We start from the raw sequence: 26,905 nt of genomic DNA, 5'->3' as shown, positions 1-26,905 counted from the left end.
GCGCACATGCGCGAGATCCTCGGAAGGCGACGCAGGCTCCTGTCCAGGCGAAACGGCGGGAGGCCTGAGATGCTCAGCGCGGCCCTGACGTTCGCGACCCAATGGCAGTGGCCCGTACTCCCGGGTGTGGCCCCGGACCCGCAGGGGCGGGCCCGATGCGGGTGTCCGGACCCGGAGTGCACGGTGCCAGGTGCCCACCCCTTCGACCCCGGCCTCCTCGCGGCCACCACCGACGAGCGCATGGCGCGCTGGTGGTGGACGAACCGGCCGACGGCCCCGATCATCCTCGCCACCGGAGGAAAGGCCCCGTGCGCGGTGAGCCTGCCGGCTCCGGCCGCGGCCCGGGCGCTGGCCGCCCTCGACCTCAAGGAAATGCGCCTCGGCCCCGTGATCGCGTCCCCGACGCGCTGGGCGCTGCTCGTGAAGCCGTACTCCCTGGAGCAGCTGGGTGAGCTGCTCTACGCCAAGGACTTCGTGCCGGGCTCGCTGCGTTTCCACGGCGAGGGCGGTTACGTGGCCCTGCCGCCGTCCGAGACCGGGCAGGGCGGGATCCGCTGGGAGCGGGCTCCGCTGCCGGGGTCGGCCGCCCCCTGGGTGCCCGATGTCGAGGCCGTGGTGGACGCGGTGGTGGAGGCTCTCACTCGTACGGGTGTGAGCGCCCCCGAGTTGTAGGGGACTCGGGCGCGCGGCGAACCGCGCGCCCGTCCTCGCTCGTTATCGTCCCCTTCATGCTGCGTCACTCCGGGGGACGACCCCTGGACTCCCTGTACTCACCGCATTCATCGCACCCATCGCACGCACCGGACCCCGACCGGCCGGATCCCCGAAGAGTCCGCTTGGTGATGCCGGCGGTCATCGTCGTCCTCACGGTCGCGCTGCCGCTGGCGGTGGCCTCCGCGGGGCCGGTGGGTCGCGAGGCTTCCGCGTCTTCCCCCGCATCCTCACTGTCGTCCGCACGCGCGTCCGCGCAGTCGTCGGCGTCGGACGGCGACGGCCGTGACGCCGGTGAGCGTGAGATCGGTGAGCGTGCGGGCGGCGGTCGCGGCGCCGACGGCCGTGAAGCCGAGGGTTCCGGCTCTGCTTCTGCCGGTTCCGGTTCCGGTTCCGGTTCCGGCGGTCCCGGTTCCGACGGGGCGCCCGGCTCAGGTCGTGCCGACGGTGGGGCGGCCGACCGGCACCCCTCGGCTTCCGGGCGCTCCCTGACGCTCGGTGCGGGGCTCGCCACCGCCGCCCGCTGCGGACCCGAACTCGCCTCCCCCGACGGCATCGAGGCGCAGACGTGCGTGCTGACGCAGGGGCGGGAGACCTGGGCGCGTACCTACTACCGCAACGCGACCGGTGACTCCCTCACGTCCGTACTGACTCTTCTGGCGCCCGGAGGCCGCACCCTGCGGATGTACTGCGCGGTGGGCGCGGACGACGAGCCGGGGGCGTGCGAGACACCGCGGGAGCGGACGGCCGGTGACGCTTCGGAGTACTCGGCGATCGCTGAGTTCGCCGGGTCCGACGAGGGCGCCGACGGGCCGCTGCTTCTGCGCTCGGGAAGCAACTCGCCTGTGCTGAAAGCCCGTTGAGGACTTCGCCGACGGCGGTCCCGTGTCCGGACATGAAAAGACCCGGTTGCTGGCGACGGGGGATGCACCAGCAACCGGGCTATTGGAACGGTAACAAGAGATCGGCGGTTCGCAAATTCGATCTCGGCTATTCAGACACGGATTCGCTTGTCACGACCGGGAGTTGTGACAGGAGTCACCCGCTTCGCACACCTGTCGCCCCGCCGGCCGGCCGGGGCCGGGTGTACGCCGGGCGTCAGCTGAGGGTGACCTGGCGGTTGGTGAGACCGCCGCGTGCCCGGCGCTCGTCCGCGGTGAGCGGTGCGTCCGTGGCCAGCGCGGTGGCGAGCCGCTCGGCGAACTCGGACGCGGGCTTCTCGATGTCCTCGGCCGTGACGCCGGTCGGCAGGTCCCAGACCGGGACGGTGAGGCCGTGGGCTCGGAAGGAACCGACCAGCCTGGTGCCCTCACCGAGGCTCGACCGGCCCTCCGCGTGCAGCCGCGCGAGCGCGTCCAGAAGCTGCTCCTCGGGATGCGGCATGACCCAGCGCAGGTGGTTCTTGTCGGGGGTCTCGCACCAGTACGCGGCGTCGACGCCGGCGAGCTTCACCGTCGGGATGGCGGCGGCGTTGGCGCGCTCCAGGGAGGCCGCGACCTCCGTGGCGGCGTTCTGTGCGTCCGGAACCCAGAATTCGAAGCCCGTGTGCACAACTGGCTCGAACGCGCCTTCGGGGTCGAGGAGATCCTGCAGGCGCACTCCGTCGCTCGGGGCGCGGCGGCCCTGCACCGGAGTGCCTGGTTCCGCCGTGAGCGCGCGCTGGAGCGTGTCGGCCAGGTCGCGGCTGATGTCACCGGACGCCGTGTCGTTCTGCAGGCCGATGAGGACCGACCCGTCCTCGCGTCGCAGGGCCGGCCAGGCCATCGGCAGCACCGTCGCGAGGGTGACCGACGGCACGCCCTCCGGAAGGGCCTCTTTCAGGTGCAGCTCGACGGTCGCCGCGGGCACCAGTTCGCGCAGCGCGATCCAGTCGCCCTCGCTCGGCAGGCCCTCGAACGGCCGGTGGACCAGCTCGGTCACGGCGTGTGCGGCGGCGCGTCCGTGACACGCCTTGTAGCGGCGGCCGCTGCCGCACGGGCAGGGCTCGCGTGCTCCGACAACCGGGACGTGTCCGTCTGCGCCGGCGGCGCGGGCCCCATCCTGCCGCTGCGGCTGCTTGGCCTTCGTCTGGGGTCGCTTCTTGGCCATCGTGGATGTCTCCCGGTTACGGCTCGACTCGTACTGGCGCGAGCCTAGCCGTTCGTACGAGGGCCGACGGGACCCTGTGGACAACGTGCCGGGTCGTACCCGGAGCGGCGCTTCGGTTCGTCCCGGAACCAGCACTTCCGTCTGCTTCGGCCCTGTCGGCCCCGTCGGCGCCGTTGGCTGAACCTGCCGGGTGGGTCCCGTCGATCGGTCAGTCCAGACCGTCGAAGGCGTCCCCGAAGTCCAGGTCGGATATCGCGGGCACCGTGGACGCGGCGGACACCGCCGGGGCCGTGACCCGCGTGGTGAAGTCGTTGCGCCGGCGTACGGCGCAGGCGCCTTTGTGTACGACCACCCACACCGTGACCTCACCGCGGGCGTCGTCCCTGACACCCCAGTCGTCGGCCAGCGCCGTGATGATGTTCAGCCCACGGCCGCCGTGCGCGGTGATCGAGGGCGTGGCCGGAACCGGACGGGTCGGACCACCGCCGTCCGTCACCTCGACGGTGAGTCTGCCGGTCGGTTCGACACGCCACGCGGCCCGGACGTCGCCGTCCCCGGCCAGGGCTTCACCCAGTGGCCTGCCGTGACGGCAGGCGTTGCTCAGTAGTTCGGAAAGGATCAGTACGGCATCGTCGATGACCGTTTCCGCGACACCCCTGGTGCGGAGTTGATCCCGCATCCGGTGTCTTGCTTCTCCCACGCCCGCAGGGCCATGGGGTACGGCCATGCTCGACGACGTGGGCACCTCTTGTGCCACCATCAACGCCACCCCCGAGACCTCCTTTGCCCCACGCCACGGTGTGGATGCCCTTCTGGGATGAACCGGAAACCGGCCAATGCGCGTGCGGTGACGCACTCGTAACGATCGAACACGGAGCGAGTGCGCCGGAGCACTCCCTGTAATCGAGTGACCTGAATTCGACTTTATGGCCGATATGCGGCACCACGTGGGTGGAACGTGTGGGACCTGCGAGAGCTGTGAGGGGAGCGGTTTCAGCGCCCCAGCTGGCGCAGCACCGCGCGCGGACGGTTGGTGATGATGGCGTCGACACCGAGTCCGAGGCAGAGGTCGACGTCCTCGGAGTCGTTCACCGTCCACACGTGGACCTGGTGCCCGGCCCGCTTCAGGCGCTCGATGTACGCAGGATGACTGCGCACGATCCGCATGGAGGGGCCGGCGATCCGGACTCCCGGGGGCAGCCGTCCGTCGCGCAGCCGGGGTGAGACGAACTGCAGCAGATAGACCGTCGGCATCGTCGGGGAAGCGGCACGGACGCGCTGCAGGGAGCGCGCCGAGAAGCTCATGACGCGTACCGGCGATTCGGCGGGCGAGGACGGCGCGTCCAGACCGAAGCGCTTCAGGAGGACCAGCAGGCGCTCCTCGACCTGGCCGGCCCAGCGCGTGGGGTGCTTCGTCTCGATGGCCAGCCGTACGGGACGGCCGGCGTCCGCCACGAGTTCGAGCAGGCGCTCCAGCGTGAGGACGGACTGCTGTTCCCAGGAGGGGGGCCGCTGCTGCTCCCAGTCGGGTGCCTCGTCGCGGTTCTTCCAGGAGCCGAAGTCCAGGGCGGCGAGATCCGCGAGCTCCAGGGCGGAGACGGCACCGCGACCGTTGGAGGTGCGGTTGACGCGGCGGTCGTGCACGCAGACGAGATGCCCGTCCGCGGTCAGCCGTACATCGCACTCAAGGGCGTCGGCCCCGTCCTCGATGGCTTTCTCGTACGCGGCCAGGGTGTGCTCGGGGGCCTCTTCGGAGGCCCCGCGATGGGCGACGACCTGGGTCGGGTGCTGTCGTGCGTGGGTCACCGCGTCATGGTGCCATCGCGAGTGGGTACGCGTGGGACCGGCGGCGGGATCGGTGGCGGGATCTATGGCGGGAGCCGCGGCGGGAGCTGTGGTGCGGGCCGTGCAGTGGTTTTGTCAGACCTGTCCTATATAAATGAAGATCTCGGAGTCACAGGTGCCGCTTATGGCGCCCTGACGTCCTGTGGGAAAAGCTGACGGCATACAAAAGCACATGCACAGCTGAATCGTGCCGGTTCCCGAACACGCGTGGTGGAGTCCTGAACACACGCGACCGAACGTGACCGGATGCGCACTTACTGAACAGCCGTGGATCGAGAGGAAGAGCTGTGAGCACCGAGAACGAGGGCACTGCAGTACCCCCGGCCCCGTCTGCACCTCCCGTGCCGGTGGATACTCCCGCTGCTTCCGTGCCCCCGGAGCAGGCGGTATCGCCGGGAGCGGATCCCGAGGGTCCCCAAGAGGGCCGGCACCGGCCCCAGGAGCCGGGCCCCTTCCAGGGAGACACGCCGACGGCCACGTTGCCCCCGACCCCTCCCGGGGCTCCCCAGGGCGCCGCTCCGGCTCCGGAGGCGGGCGCGTGGCCGCCTCCTCCGCCGGCCACGCCCGCGTACGCGAACGAGGCGGGCTCCGGCCCGTACGCGGCAGGGGGCGAAGGCGGCTCCGGCCCGTACGGAGGCGGGGGCGCGGGCGGCTCGGGTCCCTACGGAGGCGGCGGCGACGGCGGTTCCGGTCCCTACGGAGGAGGCGAAAGCAGCTCCGGGGACGTCTGGGGTTCCTCGTACCAGCAGCCCGCCCCCAAGCCGAAGTCCGGCGGGCGGGGCGGTCTGGTCGCCGCGGTCCTGGTGGCCGCGCTGATCGCGGGCGGCGTGGGCGGCGGCATCGGCTACTGGGCGGCCGACCGCAACGACGACTCCTCGGGCTCGACGACGGTCTCCTCGTCCGAGAGCGGCGGCGACCTCAAGCGCGACGCGGGCACGGTCGCGAACGTGGCCGCCACGGCGCTGCCGAGCACGGTCACCATCGAGGCCGAGGGCAGCAACGGCGAGGGAGGCACGGGCACCGGCTTCGTCTTCGACAAGCAGGGCCACATCCTCACCAACAACCATGTGGTCGCCGAGGCGGTCGAGAGCGGCAAGCTGTCGGCCACCTTCTCGAACGGCAAGAAGTACGACGCCGAGGTGGTCGGTCACGCCCAGGGCTACGACGTCGCGGTCATCAAGCTCAAGAAGGCGCCGGACAACCTCCAGCCGCTGCCGCTCGGCAACTCGGACAAGATCGCGGTCGGCGACTCGACCATCGCGATCGGCGCCCCGTTCGGGCTTTCGAACACGGTGACCACGGGCATCATCAGCGCGAAGAACCGCCCGGTGGCCTCCAGCGACGGCAGTTCCAGCAGCAAGGCCTCGTACATGAGCGCCCTGCAGACCGACGCCTCGATCAACCCGGGCAACTCCGGTGGCCCGCTCCTGGACGCCAAGGGCGCGGTGATCGGCATCAACTCCGCGATCCAGTCCACCAGCGGCGGCCTGGGCGGCACGAGCCAGTCCGGTTCCATCGGCCTCGGCTTCGCGATCCCGATCAACCAGGCGAAGAACGTCGCCCAGCAGCTCATCAAGACCGGCAAGCCCGTCTACCCGGTCATCGGTGCCTCCGTCTCCCTGGAGGAGGGCACGGGCGCGAAGATCACCGAACAGGGCGCCGCCAACTCCGACGCGGTCACGCCGAACGGCCCCGCCGCGAAGGCAGGCCTCAAGCCCGGCGACGTCATCACCAAGCTCGACGACCGGGTGATCGACAGCGGCCCCACCCTCATCGGCGAGATCTGGACCCACCAGCCCGGCGACACCGTCAAGCTCACCTACACCCGCGACGGCAAGCAGCGGACGGCCGAAGTAACCCTGGGCCAGCGCGAGGGCGACAGCTGACCGGTTAGTCTTGTCCCCGCGCCGATCTCTCAGCGGCGCGGGGTGGGTTGCCCGAGCGGCCTAAGGGAACGGTCTTGAAAACCGTCGTCGCAGCGATGTGACCGTGGGTTCAAATCCCACACCCACCGCAGGTGAACGGCCCCTGACCAGGTAAATCGGTCAGGGGCCGTTCCTGTGTGCGTTGCCGTCGGGTTGCAGGGAATCCGGTGGGGGCCGGACTTCTTTGGGCTCTCGGTGGGCCGGGTCTCCCGCGCCGGCTCCAGGGGCGCGGGCTACGGGCGGTGGCTCGTCATGCGGGACGCCGACGTGATGGTCGAGCGGGCCTCGCGTTCGGTGAGGCCCGTGCGGACGGCGGCGTCGACCAGGGCCTCGGTCAGTTGCGGGCCGAAGCCGTTCTCGTAGGCGCGGCAGGCCGCCCAGAACAGGCGGGTGTTGCGCTGGCCCTCGTGCGCGGCGAGGACGAACTGCACGAGTCCCAGGCCCTGCTGGGTCGGCGCGGCGGCCGTCGGGGCGTGGGAGCGGGGCGGGGGCGTCAGGAGGCGCAGCAGCGACGTCGGGCAGGGGGCGGGCGGCAGCTGGGCGGTGCCCGGAGCCGTGCTGTAGACGCCGTGTTCGGTACGGGAGCCGGGGCCGACGAGGTAGCCGCCGGCACCGCGGATGTCGATGCCCGGGGCCAGTCGGCTCGCGGAGTTGGGGACGACGACGTCGGGCGGGCCGCTCAGCCAGAGGTGCCGGCCGCCGCTGGGGGTCAGCACGACGACCGTCTCGGGGATCGTGAACAGATGGCGCAGCGCCAGTTCGCGAAGAGCCGCGGACGAGTCCGTACCCGACTTGGTGTCCAGGTCGATGCCGATCAGGTGGTGGGGGTCCAGGCCGCAGGCGATGCCGTAGCCGGTGGCCCAGGGGGCGGCGGCGAAGAGCACGCGGATGCGGCGGGGGTCGGTGGAGGCGTCGTACACACCGTGTCCGAAGCGGTCGCACTCGCCGTGGCAGGGCGGTGCCGCCGGGTCGTCGCGGTGGGGCGAGCGCAGCGCGGGGAGCTTGGTCCGGGACAGCGGGATGACGGCCAGTCCGCGTTCGGCGGCTGACAGGGCGTGTGCGAGGGCCAGCGTCGTGGCCTGCCGGTCGATGGTGGCCATGCATCCATGTTCGTACGAGTGTTCGAAAAAGGGAAGGGGTGGAGGTGTGGGGAGGCTCTGTGCGGGGCGGGAAACCCGTTCAAGTGGATTGGCTGAAAAGGCGACGAAACGCTTCATCCCTTGCGGTGTATGGGATTGAGTGCCCGCACCATCCTGAACTGTGGTTTTAGAGGCGTGAAGGGGGTTTATCGACATGTACTCACGCTTGCGAGCGAATAGCGGCTTCCAGGGTGGTTCGCTGGGGATTCGGTGGGCAATCCTGATCTCGCGACGTCGTGAACGATCACCGAGGCGGTCGGCCAACTGCCCCGGAACCAGCCGTACTCAGCCGGTCCTGACCGGTAACCGGTCCCGACCGGTACGTACTTCTCGCTTCTGGAGGAACTGACATGGCAAGCATCCGTACCGCCCGCGTTCTCGCCGCCGCGGCAGCCCTGCCGCTCGCCGCCGCCCTCTTCTCGGGAGTGGCAACGGCCGACAACGGCTCTTTCGCGGACAACGGATCGAACGCCGCGGTGGCGACTGTCGGGGGCAGCGGAGTCGGGGACGACAACTACGGCACCTCGTCCACGACGCAGCAGCAGGCCGTCGGTTCGGGCGCCTCGAACCAGAGCAACACGGCGCAGGTGAACGGTTCCGCGTTCACGGCCATCGACCAGTCGAACGACGACATCGCCGTCAACTTCACCCGCCTCTGGTGAGTCGGCGGCCGCCGGGGACTGGAGACCCCCGCCGGCCGTACGCCTCCTTGGTGGGGTGCTTTGTGGGGTCGTAACACGTCTGCGCGGCGGTGCTTCGGCATCGACGCGCAGACGTTTTTGCGTGCGGGAATCCAGGCATCCGGGCATCCAGGCATGCCTCTGCGACCGCGCCTCGCGCCTGGTGCGTCGAGCGACCTCGAACCTTGACAGTGGGATGTATCTGACGGACAGTCAGAAACCCTTGTTCGTACGAGGTCCGGGAGGGCCGTCGTCGTGCATCTCGCCCCCACCGAACGCCAGCGACGACTGCGCGCCGAACTCCGTGAGTACTTCCGTGACCTGATGCCCGAGGGACCTGCTCCCACCGGCGCCGCCGCCGGTGCCGACACCGATTCCGGCACCGGTACCGGTTCCGCGGGGCAACGGGCGCTGCTGCGGCGGATCGGCGCCGACGGATGGCTCGGTATCGGCTGGCCGGAGGCCTATGGGGGCCAAGGGCGGGGCGCCGACGAACAGTTCGTCTTCTTCGACGAGGCCTGCCGCGCGGGTGCCCCGGTCTCCATGGTCACGCTGAACACGGTCGGGCCGACGCTCATGAAGTACGGGACCGAGGAGCAGAAGGACTTCTTCCTGCCGCGGATCCTGCGCGGAGAGCTCGTGTTCGCGATCGGTTACAGCGAGCCGTCGGCGGGTACGGATCTGGCCTCGCTGCGGACACGGGCCGTGCGGGTCGGCGGCCGAGACGCAGGCAGTGGTGGCGACAGCGACAGCGACAGCGGCAGCGACAGCGCTGGTGGGGACGGTGCCCGTAGGGGGCGTGAGGGGCGTGAGGGGCGCGCGGAGCAAGAGGGGCGCGCGGGGCTCGACGAAGGGACCGGCGGCGGGTGGATCGTCGACGGGCAGAAGGTGTTCACCTCCAACGCCCAGCGCGCCGACTGGATCTGGCTCGCCTGCCGTACGGACCCCGACGCGCCGAAGCACAAGGGCATCTCGATCCTGCTGGTCCCCACGGACGCGCCCGGGTTCTCGTGGACACCGATCGAGACGGTGGGCGGGCTGACCACGACGGCCACGTACTACGACGGGATCCGGGTCCCGGCCTCCCGCCTGGTCGGTGAGGAGAACGGCGGCTGGGGGCTCATCACCAACCAGCTGAACCACGAACGGGTCGCGCTCGCCGCCATCGGTATGCAGGCCGAGGACTTCTATCTGGCCGCGCTGGCCGCCGCCCGCGTCCCCGATCGGGTGACTGGGCGGCGCAGGGTTGACGAGCCGTGGGTGCGTTCGAGGCTGGCCGAGGTGCATGCCCGGCTGGCGGCGACGCGCCTGCTCAACTGGCGTCTGGTGGGTGATGTGGGGGCCGGCAGGCTGGCACCCGGCGATGCCAGCGGCGTGAAAGTCGTGGGAACCGAATCGGCCGTCGCGGTGTATCGGATGTGTCAGGAGATCGTCGGTTCGGACGCGCTGATCCGGTCCGGTTCGCCGGGGGTGTTCGAGGACGGTGAGCTGGAGCGGATGAACAGGGCGGCGCAGATCAACACGTTCGGGGGCGGGGTGAGCGAGGTGCAGCGGGAGATCGTGGCGACGATGCGGCTCGGGATGACGAGGGGGCGGCGGTGACCGAGGGGCGGTACGAGGACATCCATGCGCGGTTGAAGACGTACGAGGGGCTGACGGCCGTCGGAGGTGTGGGCAAGGACCTGGTCAACGAACCGATGATCCGGCACTGGTGCGAGGCGATGGGAGACACCAGTCCGGCGTACGCGGGAGCGGACGCCGTCGCGCCGGCCACCATGCTCCAGGCCTGGACGATGGGAGGGCTCTCCGGACATGGGGGGCGCTCGGAGGCGTACGTCGAGATGCTCGGGCTGCTCGACGCCGCCGGGTACACCTCGGTGGTCGCCACCGACTGCGAGCAGGAGTATCTGCGGCCCCTTCGCCCGGGGGACCGGATCACCTTCGGCTCGGTGATCGAGTCGGTCTCCGAGCGCAAGACGACCAAGCTGGGCACGGGATATTTCGTCACGACGCGGACGGATGTACGGGCAGGGGGCGAGCCTGCGGGGACACATCGGTTCCGGATCCTCAAGTACGTACCTGCGGGGCGGCGCCGGAGGGGCGGCGCGACGGGCGGGGCGGCGACGGCGGTCGAGCAAGCCGTGGAGGCCATGGCGCCCACCGGGGAAGCCGCGCCGGCCTTCCGCCCCGAGCGGCCCCGCCCCGTCGTCAATCGGGACAACGCCGGCTTCTGGGAGGGCGTGTCCCGGCACCGGCTGCTCATCCAGCGCTGCGAGAAGTGCGAGACCCTGCGTTTCCCCTGGTTACCGGGGTGCAACTCGTGCGGCTGCCTGGAGTGGGACACGGTCGAGGCGGCCGGCGAGGGGACCGTCTACTCGTACGTGGTGATGCATCACCCGCCCTTCCCGGCCTTCGACCCTCCGTACGCCGTGGGACTGGTCGAACTCGTCGAGGGTGTCCGGATGATCAGCAATGTGGTGGGGGTGCCGCACGACCGCGTGCGCATCGGGATGCCGGTGCGGCTGGAGTTCGAGCGGGTGGACGAGGAGCTGGAGCTGCCGGTCTTCCGCGCCGTAGGGGGGAGCGGGGGCTGATGGACTTCACGCCGACGGAGGAGCAGACGGCGGCCCGCGATCTGGCCGCGCGGATCTTCGGCGACCTGTCCACGCACGAGCGGCTGACCGCCGCGGCGACGGGCAGCGACGGGGAGTTGTGGAAGGCGCTGTGCGAGGCGGGGCTGCCGGCCGCCGTCCTGGACATCGGGCTCCTCGGTCTTGTGCTCCTCCTGGAGGAGCAGGGGCGGACGACGGCCCAGGTGCCGTTCGCCGCGAGCTGTGTCTACGGGCTGCTGGCGGTGTCGGCGCACGGCTCGGCGAAACAGCGGGAGCGACTGCTGCCGGGGATCGCGGACGGGTCGGTCGTGCTGACGGGCGCCCTGCCCGACACCGTGGTACGAGCGGGTGGGCCGGGAGAGTTGAGCGGGGTGGTCCCCGTGGTGCCGTGGCTCCGCGACGCCACGCATGTGCTGATCGCCGACGACGAGCACCGGCTATGGCTCGTACGGACCGCCGACGCCCGGTGCGAGCCCGTGGAGTCGACGGCTCCGTGGTCGGCCGGACGCCTGAGCCTGGACGCCGCACCGGCCGAACGACTCGGTGGCGTCGGCGCGTACGACGACGTGCTGGCCACCGCGCGCACGGCTTTCGCGGGGCTGCAGGCGGGGGTGTGCGCCGGCTCGGTCGCCAGGGCCGTGGCGTACACCAACACCCGCGAGCAGTTCGGGCAGCCGCTCGCGGTCAGGCAGGGTGTCCAACTCCGCGCGGCGGACGCGCACATGGACACCGAGGCGATACGGGTCACGGCGTACGAGGCGGCCTGGCGGAGGGACGAGGGGCTGGACTACGCCGTGCACGCGCTGACCGCCGCCTGGTGGGCGTCGGAGGCGGGGCAGCGTGTCGTGCACGCGGGACAGCATCTGCACGGCGGTACGGGGGCCGACCTGGAGCACCCCGTGCACCGGCACTTCCTGTGGGGACGGCAGCTGGACGCGTACCTGGGATGCGGGAGCGAGCTGCTCCAGGAACTGGGGGAGTCGATCGCGCACGGTGAGGGAGAGGGCGAGGGGGACGCATGACCACCGAGGTCGGGCCGGCGCGGGTCGGTGACGCGCTGCCACCGCTGGAGATCGAGATCACCCGCACGCTGGTCGTCGCCGGGGCGATCGCGTCCCGCGACTACCAGGACGTGCACCACGACGCAGAGTCGGCACGGCAGAAGGGTTCGCCGGACATCTTCATGAACATCCTGACGACCAACGGGCTGGTCGGGCGCTACATCACCGACTACTTCGGGCCCCGGGCCGTGCTGCGCAGGGTGGCGATCAGACTGGGCGCCCCCAACCATCCGGGCGACACCATGGTCCTGACCGGGGTGGTGGAGGACGTCCGGGGCGACACGGCGACGGTGCGGGTCGTCGGCGCCAACAGTCTCGGCAAACACGTCACGGGCACGGTGACGGTCACCGTGCCGGTGCCGGTGCCGGTGCCGGTGCCGCGGGCGGCGACGGACAGTGCTCCGCAGGCGACCGCGGCCACCCCGGAGGCGACCGCGGCCACCCCGCAGACGACCGCGGCCACCCCGGAGAGCCGGTCATGAGCGTGCGGACGAGGGACAGCCTCGGCGGGCGGGCGGCCGTCGTCGGGATAGGGGCCACCGAGTTCTCCAAGGACTCGGGGCGCAGCGAGCTGCGGCTCGCGGTGGAGGCGGTGCGGGCCGCGCTGGACGACGCGGGGCTCACACCGGGCGATGTGGACGGCCTGGTGACGTTCACGATGGACACGAGCCCCGAGATCACCGTCGCCCAGGCGGCCGGGATGGGCGAGCTGTCGTTCTTCTCCCGGATCCACTACGGCGGCGGGGCGGCCTGCGCGACCGTCCAGCAGGCGGCGCTGGCGGTGGCCTCGGGGGTGGCCGACGTGGTGGTCTGCTACCGGGCGTTCAACGAGCGGTCGGGGCGCAGATTCGGCTCCGGGGTCCAGCGCCGGGTGCCGTCCGCCGAGGGTGCGGCCCTCGGCTGGGCGCTGCCCTTCGGACTGCTCACGCCCGCGTCCTGGGTGGCGATGGCGGCCCAGCGCTATCTGCACACGTACGGGCTGACCTCCGAGGCGTTCGGGCAGGTCGCGGTGGTCGACCGGAAGTACGCGGCGACCAATCCGGCGGCGTACTTCCACGGCAGACCGATCTCGCTCGCGGATCACGCGGCGTCCCGCTGGATCGTCGAGCCGTTGCGGCTGCTCGACTGCTGCCAGGAGACCGACGGCGGGCAGGCCCTGGTCGTCACCTCGGTGGAGCGGGCGCGCGACCTTCCGCGTCCGCCGGCCGTGATCGTCGCGGCGGCCCAGGGCGCGGGGCGCGCCCAGGAGCAGATGACCAGCTTCTACCGGGACGATCTGACGGGGCTGCCGGAGATGAGCGTGGTGGCGCGGCAGCTGTGGCGTACGTCGGGGCTCACGCCGGCCGGGATCGACGTCGGGATCCTGTACGACCACTTCACGCCGTTCGTGCTGACGCAGCTGGAGGAGTTCGGGTTCTGCAAGCCGGGTGAGGCCGCGGACTTCGTGGCGGCGGAGCGGCTGCCGCTGAACACGCACGGAGGACAGCTCGGGGAGGCGTATCTGCACGGGATGAACGGAGTGGCGGAAGGGGTCCGGCAACTGCGCGGTTCGTCCGTGAACCAGATACCCGGAGCCCGTCGGGTGCTCGTGACCGCGGGGACGGGCGTTCCGACCTCGGGACTGATCCTGGGTTCGGACGATCGGGCCTGATCCTGGTTCGGACGACCGGGCCTGATTCAGGGGTCCGCCCGGTCCCCGGTTCGGACGATCGGGGCTGATTGCGGGGCGGACGGATGAACGTGGCGCGTGTCCGGACCCGACAGCGCGTGCGGGGCCGTTGACTCGGCCTATGCGTTGGCTGCGATGTCACAAGATGATCGTCGGATTCGGGTTCGTGCTGCTCCTGCTGGGGCTCACGGCGGCACCACCGGCACAGGCGGGGCCCTGGTCGCCGGGTGCTGCCGCTCCGGTGGACTCCCCTGTCCGGGAGTCCGGCGCGAGACCCGGAACGCTCACGTTCAAGGGCCGTGCGTTCGACACCTGCCGGGCGCCGTCCGCGGACACGATGCGACGGTGGCGGGCGTCCCCGTACCGGGCGGTGGGTGTCTACTTCGGCGGTCGCGGACGGGCCTGCCGGTCACAGCCCCACCTGAGCCACCGCTGGATGCGGACGGTGCGGGACCAGGGCTGGCGGGTGCTGCCGCTGTACGTGGGCTCGCAGTCGACCTGTGTGTTCGCGCGGCACAAGAAGAACGTACGGATCGGGCGGCACCCCTGGAAGCAGGGGACGGCGGAGGCCCGCGATGCGGTGAAGAGGGCGGCGGCCCTCGGTATGAGGCCCGGCAGCCCGCTCTTCCTGGACATGGAGGCTTACGCGTACTGGAACAAGAGGTGTGCCCGCACCACGCTCCTGTTCGTGCGGGGGTGGAACCGTGAGGTGTCGCGCCGGGGGTATCTGCCGGGGTTCTACAGCAGCGCCGAGTCGGGAGTCCGCCACATGGAGCGCTCGCGGCGCGCCGGTGTGCGGGATCTGCCGTCGGTGGTGTGGTTCGCGCGATGGGGCGTACGGAACGGGCTGCACCGTGAGCCCGTACTGCGGAAGACCGCGTGGGCGCCCGCGCGGCGCATCCACCAGTACGCGGGGAACGTACGGGAACGGCACGGTGGCCGGACGCTGCTGATCGACCGCAATCTGATGCACGCGCCGGTCGCGCGCATCGGCTGACCTGTCGGGGGGGCCGTGCGGAGCGGCCTGCGTACGCGGTCGTACTACTCCGGCACCACGCCGGAGGCCGGGCTACTGCGGTGGGAGTGCGCCGGGGGCCCGCCTCTCAGGGGCGAACCCTCAGGGGTCCTGGGCCCCGTGTCCACCTTCAGGAGGTGGGGCCTGCCCCCCTCCTACAACCTGAGGCGGACAAAGCTTCGGGACCTGCGGCCGATCCGCTGGAGCAGGGGGCGATCCTAGCGTGGAGCCATGACCACACCCGTCTGCACCAGCGCTTCGAACGTGGCGACGCGGACCCATGCGTACCCGTCGTTCTCCTCGTACGTAAGGGCTCGCCAACCTGTGTTGCTGCGTACCGCGCGCTCGCTGACCGCGAACCCGTGCGACGCGGAGGATCTGCTGCAGACCGCCCTCACCAAGACGTATGTCGCCTGGGAGCGGATCGAGGACCACCGGGCGCTCGACGGATATGTGCGGCGGGCGCTGCTGAACACGCGGACGTCGCAGTGGCGGAAGCGGAAGGTCGACGAGTTCGCGTGCGACGAGATGCCGGAGCCGCAGGCTCCGCCGGCCGGGGATCCGGCGGAGCAGCAGGCGCTGCACGACGCGATGTGGCGCGCGATCATGAAGCTGCCCGCGCGGCAGCGGGCGATGGTCGTCCTGCGGTACTACGAGGACCTGAGCGAGGCGCAGACGGCGGAGGTGCTGGGCGTGTCGATCGGTACGGTCAAGTCGGCCGTGTCGCGCGCGCTGGGCAAACTCCGTGAGGACCCTGAGCTGGGCCCCGTGCGCTGACCGGCGCGGTGGAGGCACAGAGCGCGGGACCGGGCAAGCAATCCTTGCCGTGACGTGATCGATCACCCCGTAGTAGTGACATACCGCGCGGTATGTGAGCAGAATCAGCCCAACCCTTACTACCGCGTAGGCAATGTCGCCCCCGGGAGGACGCCGTGCTGAGCACGATGCAGGACGTACCGCTGCTGATCTCTAGGATCCTGGCCCACGGGTCGACGATCCACGGGTCGTCTCAGGTGATCACCTGGACCGGGGAGGCCGAGCCGCACCGGCGTTCGTTCGCCGAGATCGGGGCACGGACGGCACGGCTGGCGCACGCCCTGCGCGACGACCTCGGAGTCCGGGACGACGACCGGGTCGCGACGCTGATGTGGAACAACGCCGAGCATGTCGAGGCGTACTACGCGATCCCGGCCATGGGCGCGATCCTCCACACGCTGAACCTCCGGCTGCCCCCCGAGCAGCTCGTCTGGATCGTCAACCACGCCGCCGACCGGGTCATCGTGGCCAACGGTTCGCTGCTCCCGCTGCTCGCTCCGCTGCTCCCGCACTTCAAGTCGGTCGAGCACGTGGTCGTCTCCGGTCCCGGTGACCGCTCGCTGCTCGACGGGGCGACCGTCCAGGTGCACGAGTACGAGGAGCTGATCGCGGACAAGCCGGACAGCTACGACTGGCCCGCGCTGGACGAACGCCAGGCCGCCGCCATGTGCTACACCTCCGGCACGACCGGCGACCCCAAGGGCGTCATCTACTCGCACCGCTCCATCTACCTGCACTCGATGCAGGTCAACATGACGCAGTCCATGGGGCTCACCGACGGGGACACGTCCCTCGTCGTGGTCCCGCAGTTTCATGTGAACGCCTGGGGACTGCCGCACGCGATGTTCATGACCGGTGTGAACGTGCTGATGCCGGACCGTTTCCTGCAGGCCGCACCGCTCGCCGAGATGATCGAGAAAGAGCGTCCCACGCACGCCGCCGCCGTCCCCACCATCTGGCAGGGCCTGCTCGCGGAGCTCAAGGGCAAGCCGCGTGACGTGAGTTCGCTGACCCAGGTCACCATCGGCGGCTCCGCCTGTCCGCCCGCCCTCATGAAGGCGTTCGACGAGCTGGGTATGCGCGTCTGCCACGCCTGGGGCATGACGGAGACCTCACCGCTCGGCACGATCGCGCGGCCACCGGCCCAGGTGGAGACCGGCTCGGACGAGGAGTTCGCGTACCGGCTCACCCAGGGTCGTTTCCCCGCCGGCGTCGAGCCGCGGCTGACCGGCCCGGGTGGCGAGCGGCTGCCCTGGGACGGCGAGTCCGCGGGCGAGCTGGAGGTGCGGGGCCCCTGGATCGCGGGCGCGTACTACGGCGGCCAGGGCGTCGAAGCCCTGCGCCCCGACGACAAGTTCAGCGAGGACGGCTGGCTCAAGACCGGTGACGTCGGCACGATCAGCGCCGACGGCTTCCTGACCCTCACCGACCGCGCCAAGGACGTCATCAAGTCCGGCGGCGAGTGGATCTCCTCGGTCGACCTGGAGAACGCCCTCATGGCCCACCCCGATGTCGCCGAGGCGGCGGTCGTCGCCGTCCCAGACGACAAGTGGGGCGAACGCCCGCTCGCCACCGTCGTGCTGAAGGAAGGCGCCGGCGCCGACTTCGACACCCTGCGGTCCTTCCTCGCCGACGAGGGCAAGATCGCCAAGTGGCAGCTCCCCGAGCGCTGGACGATCATCGCGTCGGTGCCGAAGACGAGCGTCGGCAAGTTCGACAAGAAGGTGCTGCGCAGGCAGTACGCGGCGGGCGAGCTGGACGTCACCCAGCTCTGACGGTCACAGCAGGCGAGCTACGCGGGTTGGGGCGTTGTTTCACGTGAAACAACGCCCCAACCTCTTTGCGTAGGCCTTCGGTTGTGCGGACGTTCGTTTGTGTGGGTCCTCGGTTGTGCGGGCGTCCGGTTGCGCGGGCGCCCGGTTGAGCCGAAGCTCAGTTCGTACCGATGCGAGCCAGCAGATCCACGATGCGGTCCTGCACCTCGGCGCTCGTCGATCGCTCGGCCAGGAACAGCACCGTCTCCCCCGCGGCCAGCCGCGGCAGCTCGGACTGGTCGACGGCCGCGGTGTAGACGACCAGCGGAGTGCGGTTGAGCTGGCCGTTCGCGCGCAGCCAGTCGACGATCCCGGCCCGTCGGCGGCGTACCTGCATCAGGTCCATCACCACCAGGTTCGGCCGCATCTGCCCTGCCAGGGTGACGGCGTCCTCGTCGGACGAGGCCCGCGCGACCTGCATACCGCGCCGCTCCAGCGTCGAGGTCAGCGCGAGCGCGATCTCCGCGTGCTCCTCGATGAGGAGAACGCGCGGCGGGTGCTGCTCGCTGTCGCGCGGCGACAACGCCTTGAGGAGTACGGCGGGGTCGGCGCCGTACGCCGCCTCGCGGGTCGCCTGACCGAGGCCGGCGGTCACCAGGACCGGCACCTCCGCGGCGACGGCGGCCTGGCGCAGCGACTGGAGCGCCGTGCGGGTGATCGGGCCGGTGAGCGGGTCGACGAACAGGGCCGCCGGGAAGGCGGCGATCTGGGCGTCGACCTCTTCGCGTGAGTGCACGATGACGGGCCGGTAGCCGCGGTCGCTCAGGGCCTGCTGGGTGGTGATGTCCGGCGCGGGCCAGACCAGCAGCCGACGCGGGTTGTCCAGGGGCTCCGGGGGCAGTTCGTCGTCCATCGGCCGGGGGTGGGGCTGGTTCGCGACCTCCACCGCGCCGCCGGGGCCGTCGAGCGGCTCGGGGCCTTCGTCGGCGTTCTGGTCCGGTGCTCCTATGGCGTACGAACGGCCGGTGCCCTCGGTGGTGTGGGCGAGCCGGGACTGTTGTCCACCGGCACCCGGGTGCGAGCGCGCCCCCGTGTCCGTCTGCTCGGCCACGGGATCGGGCCGCGTGCCGAGCTTGCGGCGCCGCCCGGAGCCGTTGGTCGCGTGCGGGGGAGGGGTGGGTGCCTGGGGCTGCGGCGCGGCTGCCCCCTGCGCCACGGGCTGTGCCTGTGCCTGTGCCTGTCCCTGTGCCTGTCCCTGTCCCTGCGCCTGTGCGCGGCCCTGAGGAGCGGGAGACGCCGTCCGGCCGGGCTGCTTGGGCTGCTTCGGCTGTTGGGCGTCGATCATGCGACGGCCGAACGGGACACCCTGCCCGAGCGTACGGACGCTGATCGCCCGGCCCTGCGTCGAGTTGGGGTCGACGGGAGGCGCCGCCGCCTCCGCGGGGAGGGGCTGCGCGAGGCGCGGCTGTTCCGGGGCCGCCGCGGGCTCAGGAGCGGCCGACGTATCGGCCGTGCCGGGCCACGGCTGCGGCGCCGCCGCGGCTTCCGGCTGTACGGGTACGCCGGCGCCGGAGGTGTCGGTCGCGCCGGGCCACGGCTGAGGGGGCGCGGTCGTGTCCGCGTCCGGAATCCCGGCCGCGGGCGTTTGCGCCTGCGGTTGCGGTTGGGCGGGGGCCGCCGCGGGGGTGCCTTGGGCAGGTCCGGCGAGACCGGCCGGGGCGACCTGTCCGGGAGCGGCCTGCGGCGGCAGGGCCTGACCGGTGAGAGACCCTGCCTGCGGCGGGAGGGCCTGCCCGGGGGCGGACGGCTGGGGGACGCCCTGCGGAGGAACGGGCTGCGGGGGAACGGCCTGCGGGGGAACGGCCTGTCCCATGGCAGGGACGGCTGAAAGGGCGCCGTGCACCGGGTTTCCCTGACCAGATACGGATACGGGCGCGGGTGCGGGCTGTCCAGGGACGGCCTGTCCGGGGACGGGCTGAGCGGGCGCGCCCTCCGCGGGAGGGGCTTGCGCGGGAGGCAGATGGCCAGGCATCGGCTGCTGCCCGGGAATCCCGGTCGCCCCGTCCGGCGTCACATCGCCCATGCCTACGCCGGTTGCCTCGCCCACGCGGGCTGCCTCGCCCGCGGCCTGCCGAGCCCGTCGGCGTCCGCCGGGCGCCTGCACCGGATGCGGCTGGGGCGGAGTGTGATCGTCGGCGGGATCGCGCAAGGCGACGTCATGGCGTCCGCCGGCGGCCGGTGCCTGACCGTGGCCGTGGCCCTCGGTGAACTGCGTGGCGTAGTCGGGAGAGCGGTCGGCCTCGGCGGGCGGCAGTGCGAACACCGCGCGAGGCCCCGCCTCCTGAGCCGCCGCACGTTCCGCAGCGGCGGCCAGCGCACGCCGACGCCGCCCGGTCGGCTGAGAGCCGCCACCCTCGGCGTTCTCACCCGTTGCTGAGGCCGCGTCTGCATCCGGCCCCGGCCCCGGCCCCGGCCCCGGCCTGGAGGGTGTGGCCGCGGGCAGTGCGGCCGGGAGAGCCTGTCGGGCGCCGTCCTGCAGGGCACGCCGTCCGTCGGCGGGCGCGGGCACGCCCTGCGGGGGCACGGTCGCCCCCAGCCCCGTGGCCGCGGTACCGGCCGCATGCTCGGCGGCGGTCACCACAGCGCCCTCGGAGACACCACCCTCGACGGAACTCGGCCGCCCACGCCGCCGTCCGGTCCCGCCGTTGCCCTCGGAAGCGCTGTCGTCCTCGGAGACCTGAGCCGGCAGCGCCGGCTGCCGCCCGTCCTCCGCGGCACGCCTGCGCCGACCGGTGGGCACGGTCGTCTCCGTCGAGGGCCCGACCTCGCTCTCCAGGAAGGCGTCGACGGACGCGCGCCGGGCCCGCCGCCGCCCGCCCCCCTGGGAGGACGCCTGCTCGGGCAGCGCGAGAGCGGAACCGACCGCACCGGAGCCCGCTGCCACTGCCGCGGCCTGAGGGCCGTCCGAAGTCCCGTCCGGGCCTGCCCCCGCACCGGAAACGGCGCCCGCGTCCGGAACGACGGCCGGGACCGATCCCGCCCCGCCCCCGATGGGCACTTCGAGAACGAACGCGCTGCCGCTCATCCCGGGGACCTCGTGCGTCTGCAGCACTCCCCCGTGCGCGCGCACGATCCCGCGCACGATCGGCTCGTGCACCGGGTCGCCCCCGGCGTACGGCCCGCGTACCTCGATCCGTACGCCTTCACCGCGCTGTGCCGCCGCCACGACGACCGTGTTGTCCATGTAGCCGCCGGCCGAGGCCGGCGAGTTGCCCGTCGAGTCGACGCCCGCGACATCCGCGATGAGGTGCGCGAGCGCGGTGGCGAGCCGCTGCGGGTCGACCTCGGCCTCGATGGGCGGCGCGTGCACGGCGAACTGCACCCGCCCCGGCCCGATCAGCTCGACGGCCCCGTCCACCCCGGCGGCGACGACCGCGTCCAGCATCACTTTCGTACGGGTGACGCCCTCGGTCCCGGAGTCCAGGCGCTGGTACGCGAGCACGTTGTCGACGAGCGTGGTGATGCGCGAGTAGCCGGCCGAGAGGTGGTGCAGGACCTGGTTGGCCTCGGGCCACAGCTGTCCGGCGTCGTCCGCCGCGAGGGTGGCGAGTTCGCCGCGCAACTGGTCCAGGGGCCCGCGCAGGGAGCGTCCCAGCACGGCCAGAAGCTGTTCGTGCCGCGCGGACAGTGCCTCGTAACGGTCCTTCTCGCGCTCGCCGAGGGCCGCGTACCGGTCGTCACCCGCGGCCAGTTCCTCCTCGTGCTGCTCGCGCAGCTCGGCGAGCACCCCGGCGTGTTCCTCACGGAGGGCGGCCAGCTCCTCGGCGTGCCTCTCGGAGGCCTGCGCGAGCTCCTGCTGGTGCCGTTCGGCCTCGGCGTCTTTCTCCTCGGCGAGCGCGTCGTACGGCCGCCGGTCCGTGAAGGTCATCACGGCCCCGACGAGCTGGTCGCCGTCCCGTACCGGCGCGGTGGTCAGGTCGACCGGCACCCGGTCGCCGCTCTTGGACCACAGCACCTGGCCGCGCACCCGGTGCTTGCGCCCGGAACGCAGGGTGTCGGCGAGCGGCGACTCCTCGTACGGGAAGGGCTCGCCGTCCGCGCGCGAGTGCAGCATCAGCGGGTGCAGTTCCTGCCCGCCGAGGTCGCTGGCCCGGAATCCGAGGATCTGGGCGGCGGCGGGATTGACGAGGACGACCCGTCCCTCGGTGTCCGTGCCCACCACGCCCTCGGCGGCGGCACGCAGGATCATCTCCGTCTGCCGCTGCGAGCGCGCGAGCTCCGCCTCCGTGTCGACGGTGCCGGAGAGGTCCCGTACGACGATCATCAGCAGCTCGTCGCCGGTGTAGCCGTAACCGTCGTACGCCTGCTGCCCGTTCTCCAGGTTCGCGCTGGTGACCTCGACGGGGAACTCGCTGCCGTCGGTGCGGCGGGCGATCATCCGGGTCGGCCGGGTGCGCCCGTTCTCGTCGACCGTCTCGGCCCGCCGCATGGTGCCCGGGATGAGCCGGGAGTCGAACTGCGGCAGCAGATCGAGCAGCCCGCGCCCCACGAGCGCGGTGCCCGGGGCCTCGAAGGCCTCCAGGGCGATGGTGTTGGCGTTGACGACCGTTCCGTTGGCGTTGACCAGCACCAACGCGTCGGGAAGTGCGTCGAGTATGGCTGCGAGGCGAGCAGCGCCTCGGGATGGCCTGCTGCTCACGAGACGCTTCCTCCCTGTTACCGCTCCTTGCCGACCGCGGTAGCCATCTTGCCAACGGGTCCGCGACGTGTCACGCGAGGGAGTCTACGGGCAGTGGTTGCGCTCGCGGCGCCGGATGAGAGGGAGGTCGCACGTAGAGGGGACGCAGAACGCACGCAGAAGACCTGGAGAACCTGTGACCGCGCGATTCGCCGCCCCGCCCGCCTCCTGATCCCACGCATTCACCGAACCCCACCCACATGCCCTGCCCGCACGCCTCGCCCGTACGCCCTGTCTGCTCCGTCTGCCATGCCCTGCTATGCGCGTCTGCGCGTCTACGCGCCGAGATCGGGGAGTACGGGCACGAGGGCGTCCCAGCGCGCGATCTCGCACCCGTCACCGCGCTGGTACGTCGCGTCGACGGGCCGGCCGGCCCAGGTGCCCGTGACGTGTGCGGTGGCCGGACCGCCGTACTGCATCGTGCACATCCCGCGCTCCTGCGCGGGCGCGAAGGGGCTCTTGCCCCACGAGGTGTTCCGGTCCAGGTAGTCACAGGCGGCCTGCGCCTGGGGATGGTTGCCGCCGACCGGATGGCAGTCGAGTTCGAACCTCCCGTCGCGGCCGTCACCCGCCCCCTGCACCGTCACGGTGAGGTGGTCGGCCCGGTCCGCGCCGCTCACCGGCGGCGGCACGAGGGGAAACGAATCGGCGTACGCGACCGCCGGCGCACCGGACAGGGCGGCGAAGGAGGCGGCGGCGGAGGTGGCGACGGTGAGGGCGATGCGGCGCAGCATGGTGGCTCCTCTGACGGCGGTTCTGATCGGACTGCTCTGACGTCTGCTCCGACGACAGCTTTGACGCCTGCTCTAACGCCGTTCGGGCCCTGACGTTGCGCTGCGGACAAGGGCTTTGCCCTCGGGCCTTTCCGCCTAGTACCGTGGGGGGCGATTGGTGACAGCCCGCTCGGCTGTGTCATCATCTGCACGCACCATTTCGCGCTTGCGAGGATGGTTGTGCTGGAGGCGTCGCCTAGTCCGGTCTATGGCGCCGCACTGCTAATGCGGTTTGGGACGCAAATCCCATCGAGGGTTCAAATCCCTCCGCCTCCGCAGCAGATCACGAAGCCCCGGTCGTTCGCGACCGGGGCTTCGTCGTTTCTTGATCGTTCCCGGCGCTCCACGGGACCGCGTCAGGGGTCGCCTCGGAACCGTCTTGGGGTCGTTTTCGCAGGTCAGGCAGGGTCTGGCAAACGGATTTCGCCTCACGCCGCCAGTCATGTAATGTTGTTCCCGCAACGCCAACCGGGCAGAAAAGTCCGGAAGGAAGAGCAAACACAACAGAACACACAAGCACTCGTAGCTTAACGGATAGAGCATCTGACTACGGATCAGAAGGTTGCAGGTTCGAATCCTGCCGAGTGCACAGCAGCTCAAAGGCCCCGGAGTGATCCGGGGCCTTTGGCGTTTCAGGGGCGTACAGCAGCGAAGTACAGCAACCGCGTCAACCGGTACCGCCCATCGCGTCGGACAACTGGCCGATCGCGGCACGCACCTGCTCTTCGCTCGCTTCGGCGTAGACCTCCATCGTCATGGCGATCTGCGAGTGCCGGAGGATGCGCTGAGCCACCTTCGGGTGCACCTTCAGCGCCACCAGGAGCGAGCTGCACGTGTGCCGGGCGTTCCGCAGCGGGATGACCCGGAGCCCGGCACGACGAGCACGCAGCGCGAACATGCGGGTCATGTTGCCCGGCTCGATCGGCGTCCCGTACTTCGTGGTGAAGATCAGCCCGTGCCTGTCCTGCCAGACCTCACCAGCGGCTTTCCGGTCGCCGATCTGCTGAGCACGGCGCATCTGCAACGCCTTGAGGCACAGCGCCGGCAGCGGCAAGAAGTCGTCGGAGTCCTCGGTCTTGGTCTCACGGTGAAGGATCTGCCGCCCCGCACGCTGAATCTGGTGATCGACGTACAGCTCCCCCCTCTCGAAGTCGACGGACTTCCACGTCAGGCCCAGGACCTCACCACGGCGGAGCCCGAGACACAGCGCGAGAACCCAGGCCGCGAAGAGGCGATCGTCCCGAGCAGCGGCATCAGCGAGGAACCGGCCGGCCTCAGCGACGGACCACGGCTTGACCCGGCGACGACGAGGCTTGGGCACCTTCACGAACGACGCCACGTTTTTGCTGATCTCCTCTTCGGTGACCGCATGGGTGAGCGCAGCCCGCAGAGCGTCACGGGAGCCCTGGACCACGCGCCGGGATGGGTACGACTCGCAGCAGTCCCCGACCGCGCAGCACTTTCGCCGGGGGACTTCCCGCTTGGCGTCCTTCCCCTGGGCGCAGCACTGGCAGACGGTCGCCAGCTTGGTCAGCCACTCGCGCACGTCCCGGACCGTCAGCTTGTCCAGCCGCTTCGTGCCCAGGTACGGGGCGATGTAGAGACGCACGTAGCCCTCGTAGGAGACGTACGACAGGGGAGCCAAGTTCGGCTTGACGATCGAGTCGAGCCAGTACGCGAGGAACGCGGACAACGTCCGGTGACGAGTGGCGACCGGACCCTTCTTCGCCTCCGCATGGAGCGCGAGCCACTTCTCATGGACCTCTTCGCGGGTCTTGCCGTACGCGTACTTGCGGGCCCGCTTGCCGTCCGGCTTGGTCACCCAGACGTAGGCCGCATACCCGTTCCTGTACGGGTAGATCGAACCTTCGCCGTTGCCCCGCTTGCCGCTCATGCCGACCACTCCGCTTCGGCTTCCTGGGCACGGCGCTCAACGTATTCGTCCACGTACCGGGGCAGGATGCGGCGGTTACGGCCGTCCTTAATGGAGCGGATCTCGCCGGTCAGGACCAACATCTTGGTCTTGGAAAGGCCGTAGCCGAGCATCTCAGCGACCTCCCGTGTGGTGTGCCACTTCCGTTCGATCACAGCCGTGGTCATGCTGCGGATTCCTCCCATTCGAGTTGGTCTTGCAGGGCTTCGCGTGCGGTCTCGCGGTTGAGCTGGATGTCGCGGTGGATGTTGGCTGCGAGCCAGGATTCGCCGGGGGTGTAGCCGTGGCCGGCGTAGGTCCAGTGGGCGAGCACCAGGGTGGTCGCCTCGGGATGGTCGTCGGGGTCGGGCAGTCCGAGGGAGGCGCGTTGCTGGGCTGCGCGGTAGTCGGCGCGGACCTGGCGGAGGGCGCCGAGGGTGGTGGAGTAGCGGCGGGACTTCGTCGAGAAGTGGCCGCGGAAGCCGAGCATGTGAGCCCAGTCGCGGAGCTTGCGTTCCGGGTAGAGCCGGTGGAGGTCGAGGCACGCCTCAATCAGCCGGCGGGGGTGGTCGGGCACCCCGAGCAGGATCAGCGCCTCTTTGTTGCCAACGCGGCGATCCACGGTGCCTGTCGTCTCAGCCGCCTTCGTGGCGTACTTGGCCACGTACGCGGCGACCGCCTGCTCTGTGAGGTCTTCGCCGTTGCCGAACGCGCCGATCGGCTGGACGTCGAGTTGTGTGCCCCACCGCAGGGTGCGTGCAGGCTCATCCCCGGCGGGCGGGACGTCGACCGCGACGCGAGCGGCAGCGGCATGGATGGAGTCGGTGAGGAGGTCGAGGGTGGCCCAGTGCGGGGGCGGGGAGTCGGGCCCGTCCGGTCCGTCGAAGCGGATCACCGCATGGAAGTGGACGGCTCCGCGCTTCTGGTACTCGGCGACCTTGCCGAACGACAGCCGGGATTGTTCACGGGCGTCTTTCTGGGTGAGTCCGGCCCGCTTGGCGATCTCGCGGCGGAGGTAGATCGTGAAGTAGCGCCACAGGTCGGAGGCGTGGTTGTTCCACAGCACTGCGCCCGCGTAGTCGTACGTCGCCGCATCGAGCGCCGTGCCGAGTTCCGGGGCATCCTCCGCGTGTCGGGCACCGCAGCGGCACGGCCGGTTGCCGGGTCGGTTGTGGACCGGGCCGAACGAGGGTGCGGTGAGGGTGGCGAAGACCCGCGGGTGGTCGCGCACGTTGTGCGGGGTGCCCTTGGCCGGATCACCAACGAGCCCGGCGCGGATGAGGTGGTAGGTATCGCCGGCGTAGGTCCAGGCGCAGGCCGGGCAGCGCGAGGCACGGCGGTTGCCGCATGCGATGCGGAGCATGCCGCCCGGTTCATCCTCGGTCGAGTACGCGTGCAGGACGGTCTTGGTCGTCGGGTCGATCGTCTTCGTGGCGCCGGTCAGGCGGATCGGGTCGGAGCAGCCGCCCGTGCGCTTGATCTGTTCGTGCCAGCGGTCGAAGTCATCGGCGCCGGCCACCCTCAGCACGTCGCTGAGTGTGGCCGGGTCGAGACCCGCCAGGGTGGCGGTGTCGGTCATACGGCCACCTCCGGGTGGAGGTAGTCGACGGGCTTGCCCAGCGCACGGGCGTAGTGGATCTCGGCACGGGTGGAGGCGCCGATGCGGATGCCCACCACGATGACCCGATCGGCGAGGCGGATCTTTGCGCGGTGAAGGCGGTCGAGTTTCGGCTTCAACGCCGCAGCGTCAGCCGGGTCCGCCCACAGCGGGTGCGGCTGCTTGAGGTTGCAGCCGACCGACAGGACGATCCGGCCCATCGCGGTCTGCCGCAGGTTGATCTCTGCGAATTCGTCCATGAACTCGGTCGAGCCGCACAGGACGACGATCAGCGGCATGCCGTCGAGAGCAGAGGTCTCGGTCATCGCGCACCGTCCTTACCGCTCTTGCGCGGCGGGTCGGAGTGGTAGCGGGCGGTGCCGAGGTCGCGGCCCTCGTGCTGGAAGCGCGGCGCGGTGGGGGTGCGGTCGTTCCAGTCCTCCGCGCAGACCTTGTGGACGGGCTCACCGTCATGGGAGCGCAGCGGGGTGGGCTTGCCGCACTGGGTGCACGGGCAGTCGCCGCCGTGGTCGAAGTGCTCGCTGGAGTTCCAGTTCAGGAGTCCCATGG

At 71.0% G+C, this 26,905-nt stretch carries 23 protein-coding genes and 3 tRNA genes; 15 read left to right on the top strand and 11 right to left on the bottom strand.

The annotated features are described in order from the left end of the window. The first annotated feature begins 6 nt into the window (after nucleotides 1–6). On the top strand, nucleotides 7–672 hold the full coding sequence (locus tag ACH4DZ_RS13420; protein WP_398287214.1) for a bifunctional DNA primase/polymerase: 666 nt from the start codon (nucleotides 7–9) through the stop codon (nucleotides 670–672). Nucleotides 673–842: 170 nt separating this feature from the next. Then, the gene (locus ACH4DZ_RS13415; protein ID WP_398287736.1) at nucleotides 843–1,574 is read left to right on the top strand and encodes a hypothetical protein; all 732 of its coding nucleotides are present in this window, start codon (nucleotides 843–845) and stop codon (nucleotides 1,572–1,574) included. A gap of 235 nt (nucleotides 1,575–1,809) precedes the next feature. On the opposite strand, the gene ACH4DZ_RS13410 is transcribed toward ACH4DZ_RS13415, so the two are convergent. The 3 genes from ACH4DZ_RS13410 to ACH4DZ_RS13400 form a co-directional block, all read right to left on the bottom strand. Further along, nucleotides 1,810–2,799, bottom strand: coding sequence for a DUF5926 family protein (locus tag ACH4DZ_RS13410; RefSeq protein ID WP_398287213.1), 990 nt, complete (start codon nucleotides 2,797–2,799; stop codon nucleotides 1,810–1,812). A gap of 208 nt (nucleotides 2,800–3,007) precedes the next feature. Further along, nucleotides 3,008–3,655: an ATP-binding protein gene (locus ACH4DZ_RS13405; protein ID WP_398287212.1), complete on the bottom strand. Its 648-nt coding sequence runs from the start codon at nucleotides 3,653–3,655 to the stop codon at nucleotides 3,008–3,010. Nucleotides 3,656–3,792: 137 nt separating this feature from the next. Next, complete coding sequence (locus ACH4DZ_RS13400) at nucleotides 3,793–4,605, bottom strand: glycerophosphodiester phosphodiesterase (protein ID WP_189771495.1); 813 nt, start codon at nucleotides 4,603–4,605, stop codon at nucleotides 3,793–3,795. 326 nt (nucleotides 4,606–4,931) lie between these two features. Here ACH4DZ_RS13400 and ACH4DZ_RS13395 point away from each other — a divergent pair, with 326 nt between their 5' ends. Together ACH4DZ_RS13395 and ACH4DZ_RS13390 are read left to right on the top strand one after the other, a co-directional pair. Then, nucleotides 4,932–6,530 (top strand): S1C family serine protease, encoded by a 1,599-nt coding sequence (locus tag ACH4DZ_RS13395; RefSeq protein WP_398287211.1) that lies wholly within the window; start codon nucleotides 4,932–4,934, stop codon nucleotides 6,528–6,530. 41 nt (nucleotides 6,531–6,571) lie between these two features. Further along, nucleotides 6,572–6,658 (top strand) — tRNA-Ser (locus ACH4DZ_RS13390). A gap of 144 nt (nucleotides 6,659–6,802) precedes the next feature. Here ACH4DZ_RS13390 and ACH4DZ_RS13385 read toward each other — a convergent pair. Then, a complete protein-coding gene (locus tag ACH4DZ_RS13385; RefSeq protein WP_398287209.1) occupies nucleotides 6,803–7,669 on the bottom strand; it encodes a bifunctional DNA primase/polymerase in 867 nt (288 codons plus the stop codon). Nucleotides 7,670–8,058: 389 nt separating this feature from the next. On the opposite strand from ACH4DZ_RS13385, the gene ACH4DZ_RS13380 reads away from it, so the two are divergent. The 9 genes from ACH4DZ_RS13380 to ACH4DZ_RS13340 all read left to right on the top strand — a co-directional run bounded on the left by ACH4DZ_RS13380 (nucleotide 8,059) and on the right by ACH4DZ_RS13340 (nucleotide 17,336). Continuing rightward, nucleotides 8,059–8,370: a hypothetical protein gene (locus tag ACH4DZ_RS13380; RefSeq protein WP_398287208.1), complete on the top strand. Its 312-nt coding sequence runs from the start codon at nucleotides 8,059–8,061 to the stop codon at nucleotides 8,368–8,370. A gap of 273 nt (nucleotides 8,371–8,643) precedes the next feature. Next, nucleotides 8,644–9,990 carry an acyl-CoA dehydrogenase family protein gene (locus ACH4DZ_RS13375; RefSeq protein WP_398287207.1) on the top strand — a complete coding sequence of 449 codons (1,347 nt, stop codon included), beginning with the start codon at nucleotides 8,644–8,646 and terminating at the stop codon, nucleotides 9,988–9,990. Further along, a complete protein-coding gene (locus ACH4DZ_RS13370) occupies nucleotides 9,987–10,982 on the top strand; it encodes a bifunctional MaoC family dehydratase N-terminal/OB-fold nucleic acid binding domain-containing protein (protein WP_398287206.1) in 996 nt (331 codons plus the stop codon). The genes ACH4DZ_RS13375 and ACH4DZ_RS13370 overlap by 4 nt, the downstream gene beginning before the upstream one ends. Continuing rightward, entirely contained in the window at nucleotides 10,982–12,022 is a 1,041-nt protein-coding gene (locus tag ACH4DZ_RS13365) for an acyl-CoA dehydrogenase family protein (protein WP_398287205.1), read from the top strand. Before ACH4DZ_RS13370 ends, ACH4DZ_RS13365 begins: the two co-directional genes overlap by 1 nt. Next, entirely contained in the window at nucleotides 12,019–12,543 is a 525-nt protein-coding gene (locus tag ACH4DZ_RS13360) for a MaoC family dehydratase (protein WP_398287204.1), read from the top strand. The genes ACH4DZ_RS13365 and ACH4DZ_RS13360 overlap by 4 nt, the downstream gene beginning before the upstream one ends. Continuing rightward, nucleotides 12,540–13,712, top strand: a complete 1,173-nt coding sequence (locus ACH4DZ_RS13355; RefSeq protein WP_398287203.1) for a lipid-transfer protein — start codon at nucleotides 12,540–12,542, stop codon at nucleotides 13,710–13,712. The genes ACH4DZ_RS13360 and ACH4DZ_RS13355 overlap by 4 nt, the downstream gene beginning before the upstream one ends. Nucleotides 13,713–13,851: 139 nt before the next feature. Further along, the gene (locus ACH4DZ_RS13350) at nucleotides 13,852–14,727 is read left to right on the top strand and encodes a DUF1906 domain-containing protein (RefSeq protein ID WP_398287202.1); all 876 of its coding nucleotides are present in this window, start codon (nucleotides 13,852–13,854) and stop codon (nucleotides 14,725–14,727) included. Between the two features lie 249 nt (nucleotides 14,728–14,976). After that, the gene (locus tag ACH4DZ_RS13345; RefSeq protein ID WP_387320435.1) at nucleotides 14,977–15,522 is read left to right on the top strand and encodes a SigE family RNA polymerase sigma factor; all 546 of its coding nucleotides are present in this window, start codon (nucleotides 14,977–14,979) and stop codon (nucleotides 15,520–15,522) included. A 167-nt stretch (nucleotides 15,523–15,689) separates the two neighbouring features. Continuing rightward, a complete protein-coding gene (locus ACH4DZ_RS13340) occupies nucleotides 15,690–17,336 on the top strand; it encodes a long-chain fatty acid--CoA ligase (RefSeq protein WP_398287735.1) in 1,647 nt (548 codons plus the stop codon). 157 nt (nucleotides 17,337–17,493) lie between these two features. On the opposite strand, the gene ACH4DZ_RS13335 is transcribed toward ACH4DZ_RS13340, so the two are convergent. After that, nucleotides 17,494–22,014, bottom strand: coding sequence for a PAS domain-containing protein (locus ACH4DZ_RS13335; protein WP_398287201.1), 4,521 nt, complete (start codon nucleotides 22,012–22,014; stop codon nucleotides 17,494–17,496). Between the two features lie 314 nt (nucleotides 22,015–22,328). Further along, nucleotides 22,329–22,787 (bottom strand): SSI family serine proteinase inhibitor, encoded by a 459-nt coding sequence (locus ACH4DZ_RS13330; RefSeq protein ID WP_398287200.1) that lies wholly within the window; start codon nucleotides 22,785–22,787, stop codon nucleotides 22,329–22,331. A 224-nt stretch (nucleotides 22,788–23,011) separates the two neighbouring features. On the opposite strand from ACH4DZ_RS13330, the gene ACH4DZ_RS13325 reads away from it, so the two are divergent. Together ACH4DZ_RS13325 and ACH4DZ_RS13320 are read left to right on the top strand one after the other, a co-directional pair. Next, nucleotides 23,012–23,102: transfer RNA gene (locus ACH4DZ_RS13325), tRNA-Ser, on the top strand. Nucleotides 23,103–23,342: 240 nt separating this feature from the next. Then, nucleotides 23,343–23,415 (top strand) — tRNA-Arg (locus tag ACH4DZ_RS13320). Between the two features lie 78 nt (nucleotides 23,416–23,493). Here ACH4DZ_RS13320 and xerC read toward each other — a convergent pair. Genes xerC through ACH4DZ_RS13295 form a run of 5 tightly spaced genes read right to left on the bottom strand, consistent with a single transcriptional unit; the run spans nucleotide 23,494 to nucleotide 26,903 of the window. Then, nucleotides 23,494–24,729, bottom strand: coding sequence for a tyrosine recombinase XerC (xerC, locus tag ACH4DZ_RS13315; RefSeq protein WP_398287199.1), 1,236 nt, complete (start codon nucleotides 24,727–24,729; stop codon nucleotides 23,494–23,496). After that, nucleotides 24,717–24,926 (bottom strand): excisionase family DNA-binding protein, encoded by a 210-nt coding sequence (locus ACH4DZ_RS13310; RefSeq protein WP_398287198.1) that lies wholly within the window; start codon nucleotides 24,924–24,926, stop codon nucleotides 24,717–24,719. The genes xerC and ACH4DZ_RS13310 overlap by 13 nt, the downstream gene beginning before the upstream one ends. Next, nucleotides 24,923–26,317, bottom strand: coding sequence for a replication initiator protein RepSA (gene repSA, locus ACH4DZ_RS13305; RefSeq protein WP_398287197.1), 1,395 nt, complete (start codon nucleotides 26,315–26,317; stop codon nucleotides 24,923–24,925). Before repSA ends, ACH4DZ_RS13310 begins: the two co-directional genes overlap by 4 nt. Continuing rightward, on the bottom strand, nucleotides 26,314–26,661 hold the full coding sequence (locus tag ACH4DZ_RS13300; protein WP_398287196.1) for a hypothetical protein: 348 nt from the start codon (nucleotides 26,659–26,661) through the stop codon (nucleotides 26,314–26,316). Before ACH4DZ_RS13300 ends, repSA begins: the two co-directional genes overlap by 4 nt. Next, nucleotides 26,658–26,903: a hypothetical protein gene (locus tag ACH4DZ_RS13295; RefSeq protein ID WP_398287195.1), complete on the bottom strand. Its 246-nt coding sequence runs from the start codon at nucleotides 26,901–26,903 to the stop codon at nucleotides 26,658–26,660. The genes ACH4DZ_RS13300 and ACH4DZ_RS13295 overlap by 4 nt, the downstream gene beginning before the upstream one ends. Between the last annotated feature and the right edge of the window lie 2 nt (nucleotides 26,904–26,905).

Source organism: Streptomyces sp. NPDC017991 (assembly GCF_044328075.1).
Classification (GTDB): domain Bacteria; phylum Actinomycetota; class Actinomycetes; order Streptomycetales; family Streptomycetaceae; genus Streptomyces.
Note: the sequence above shows the minus strand (reverse complement) of the source record. Positions and strands in the feature narration are given on the sequence as shown.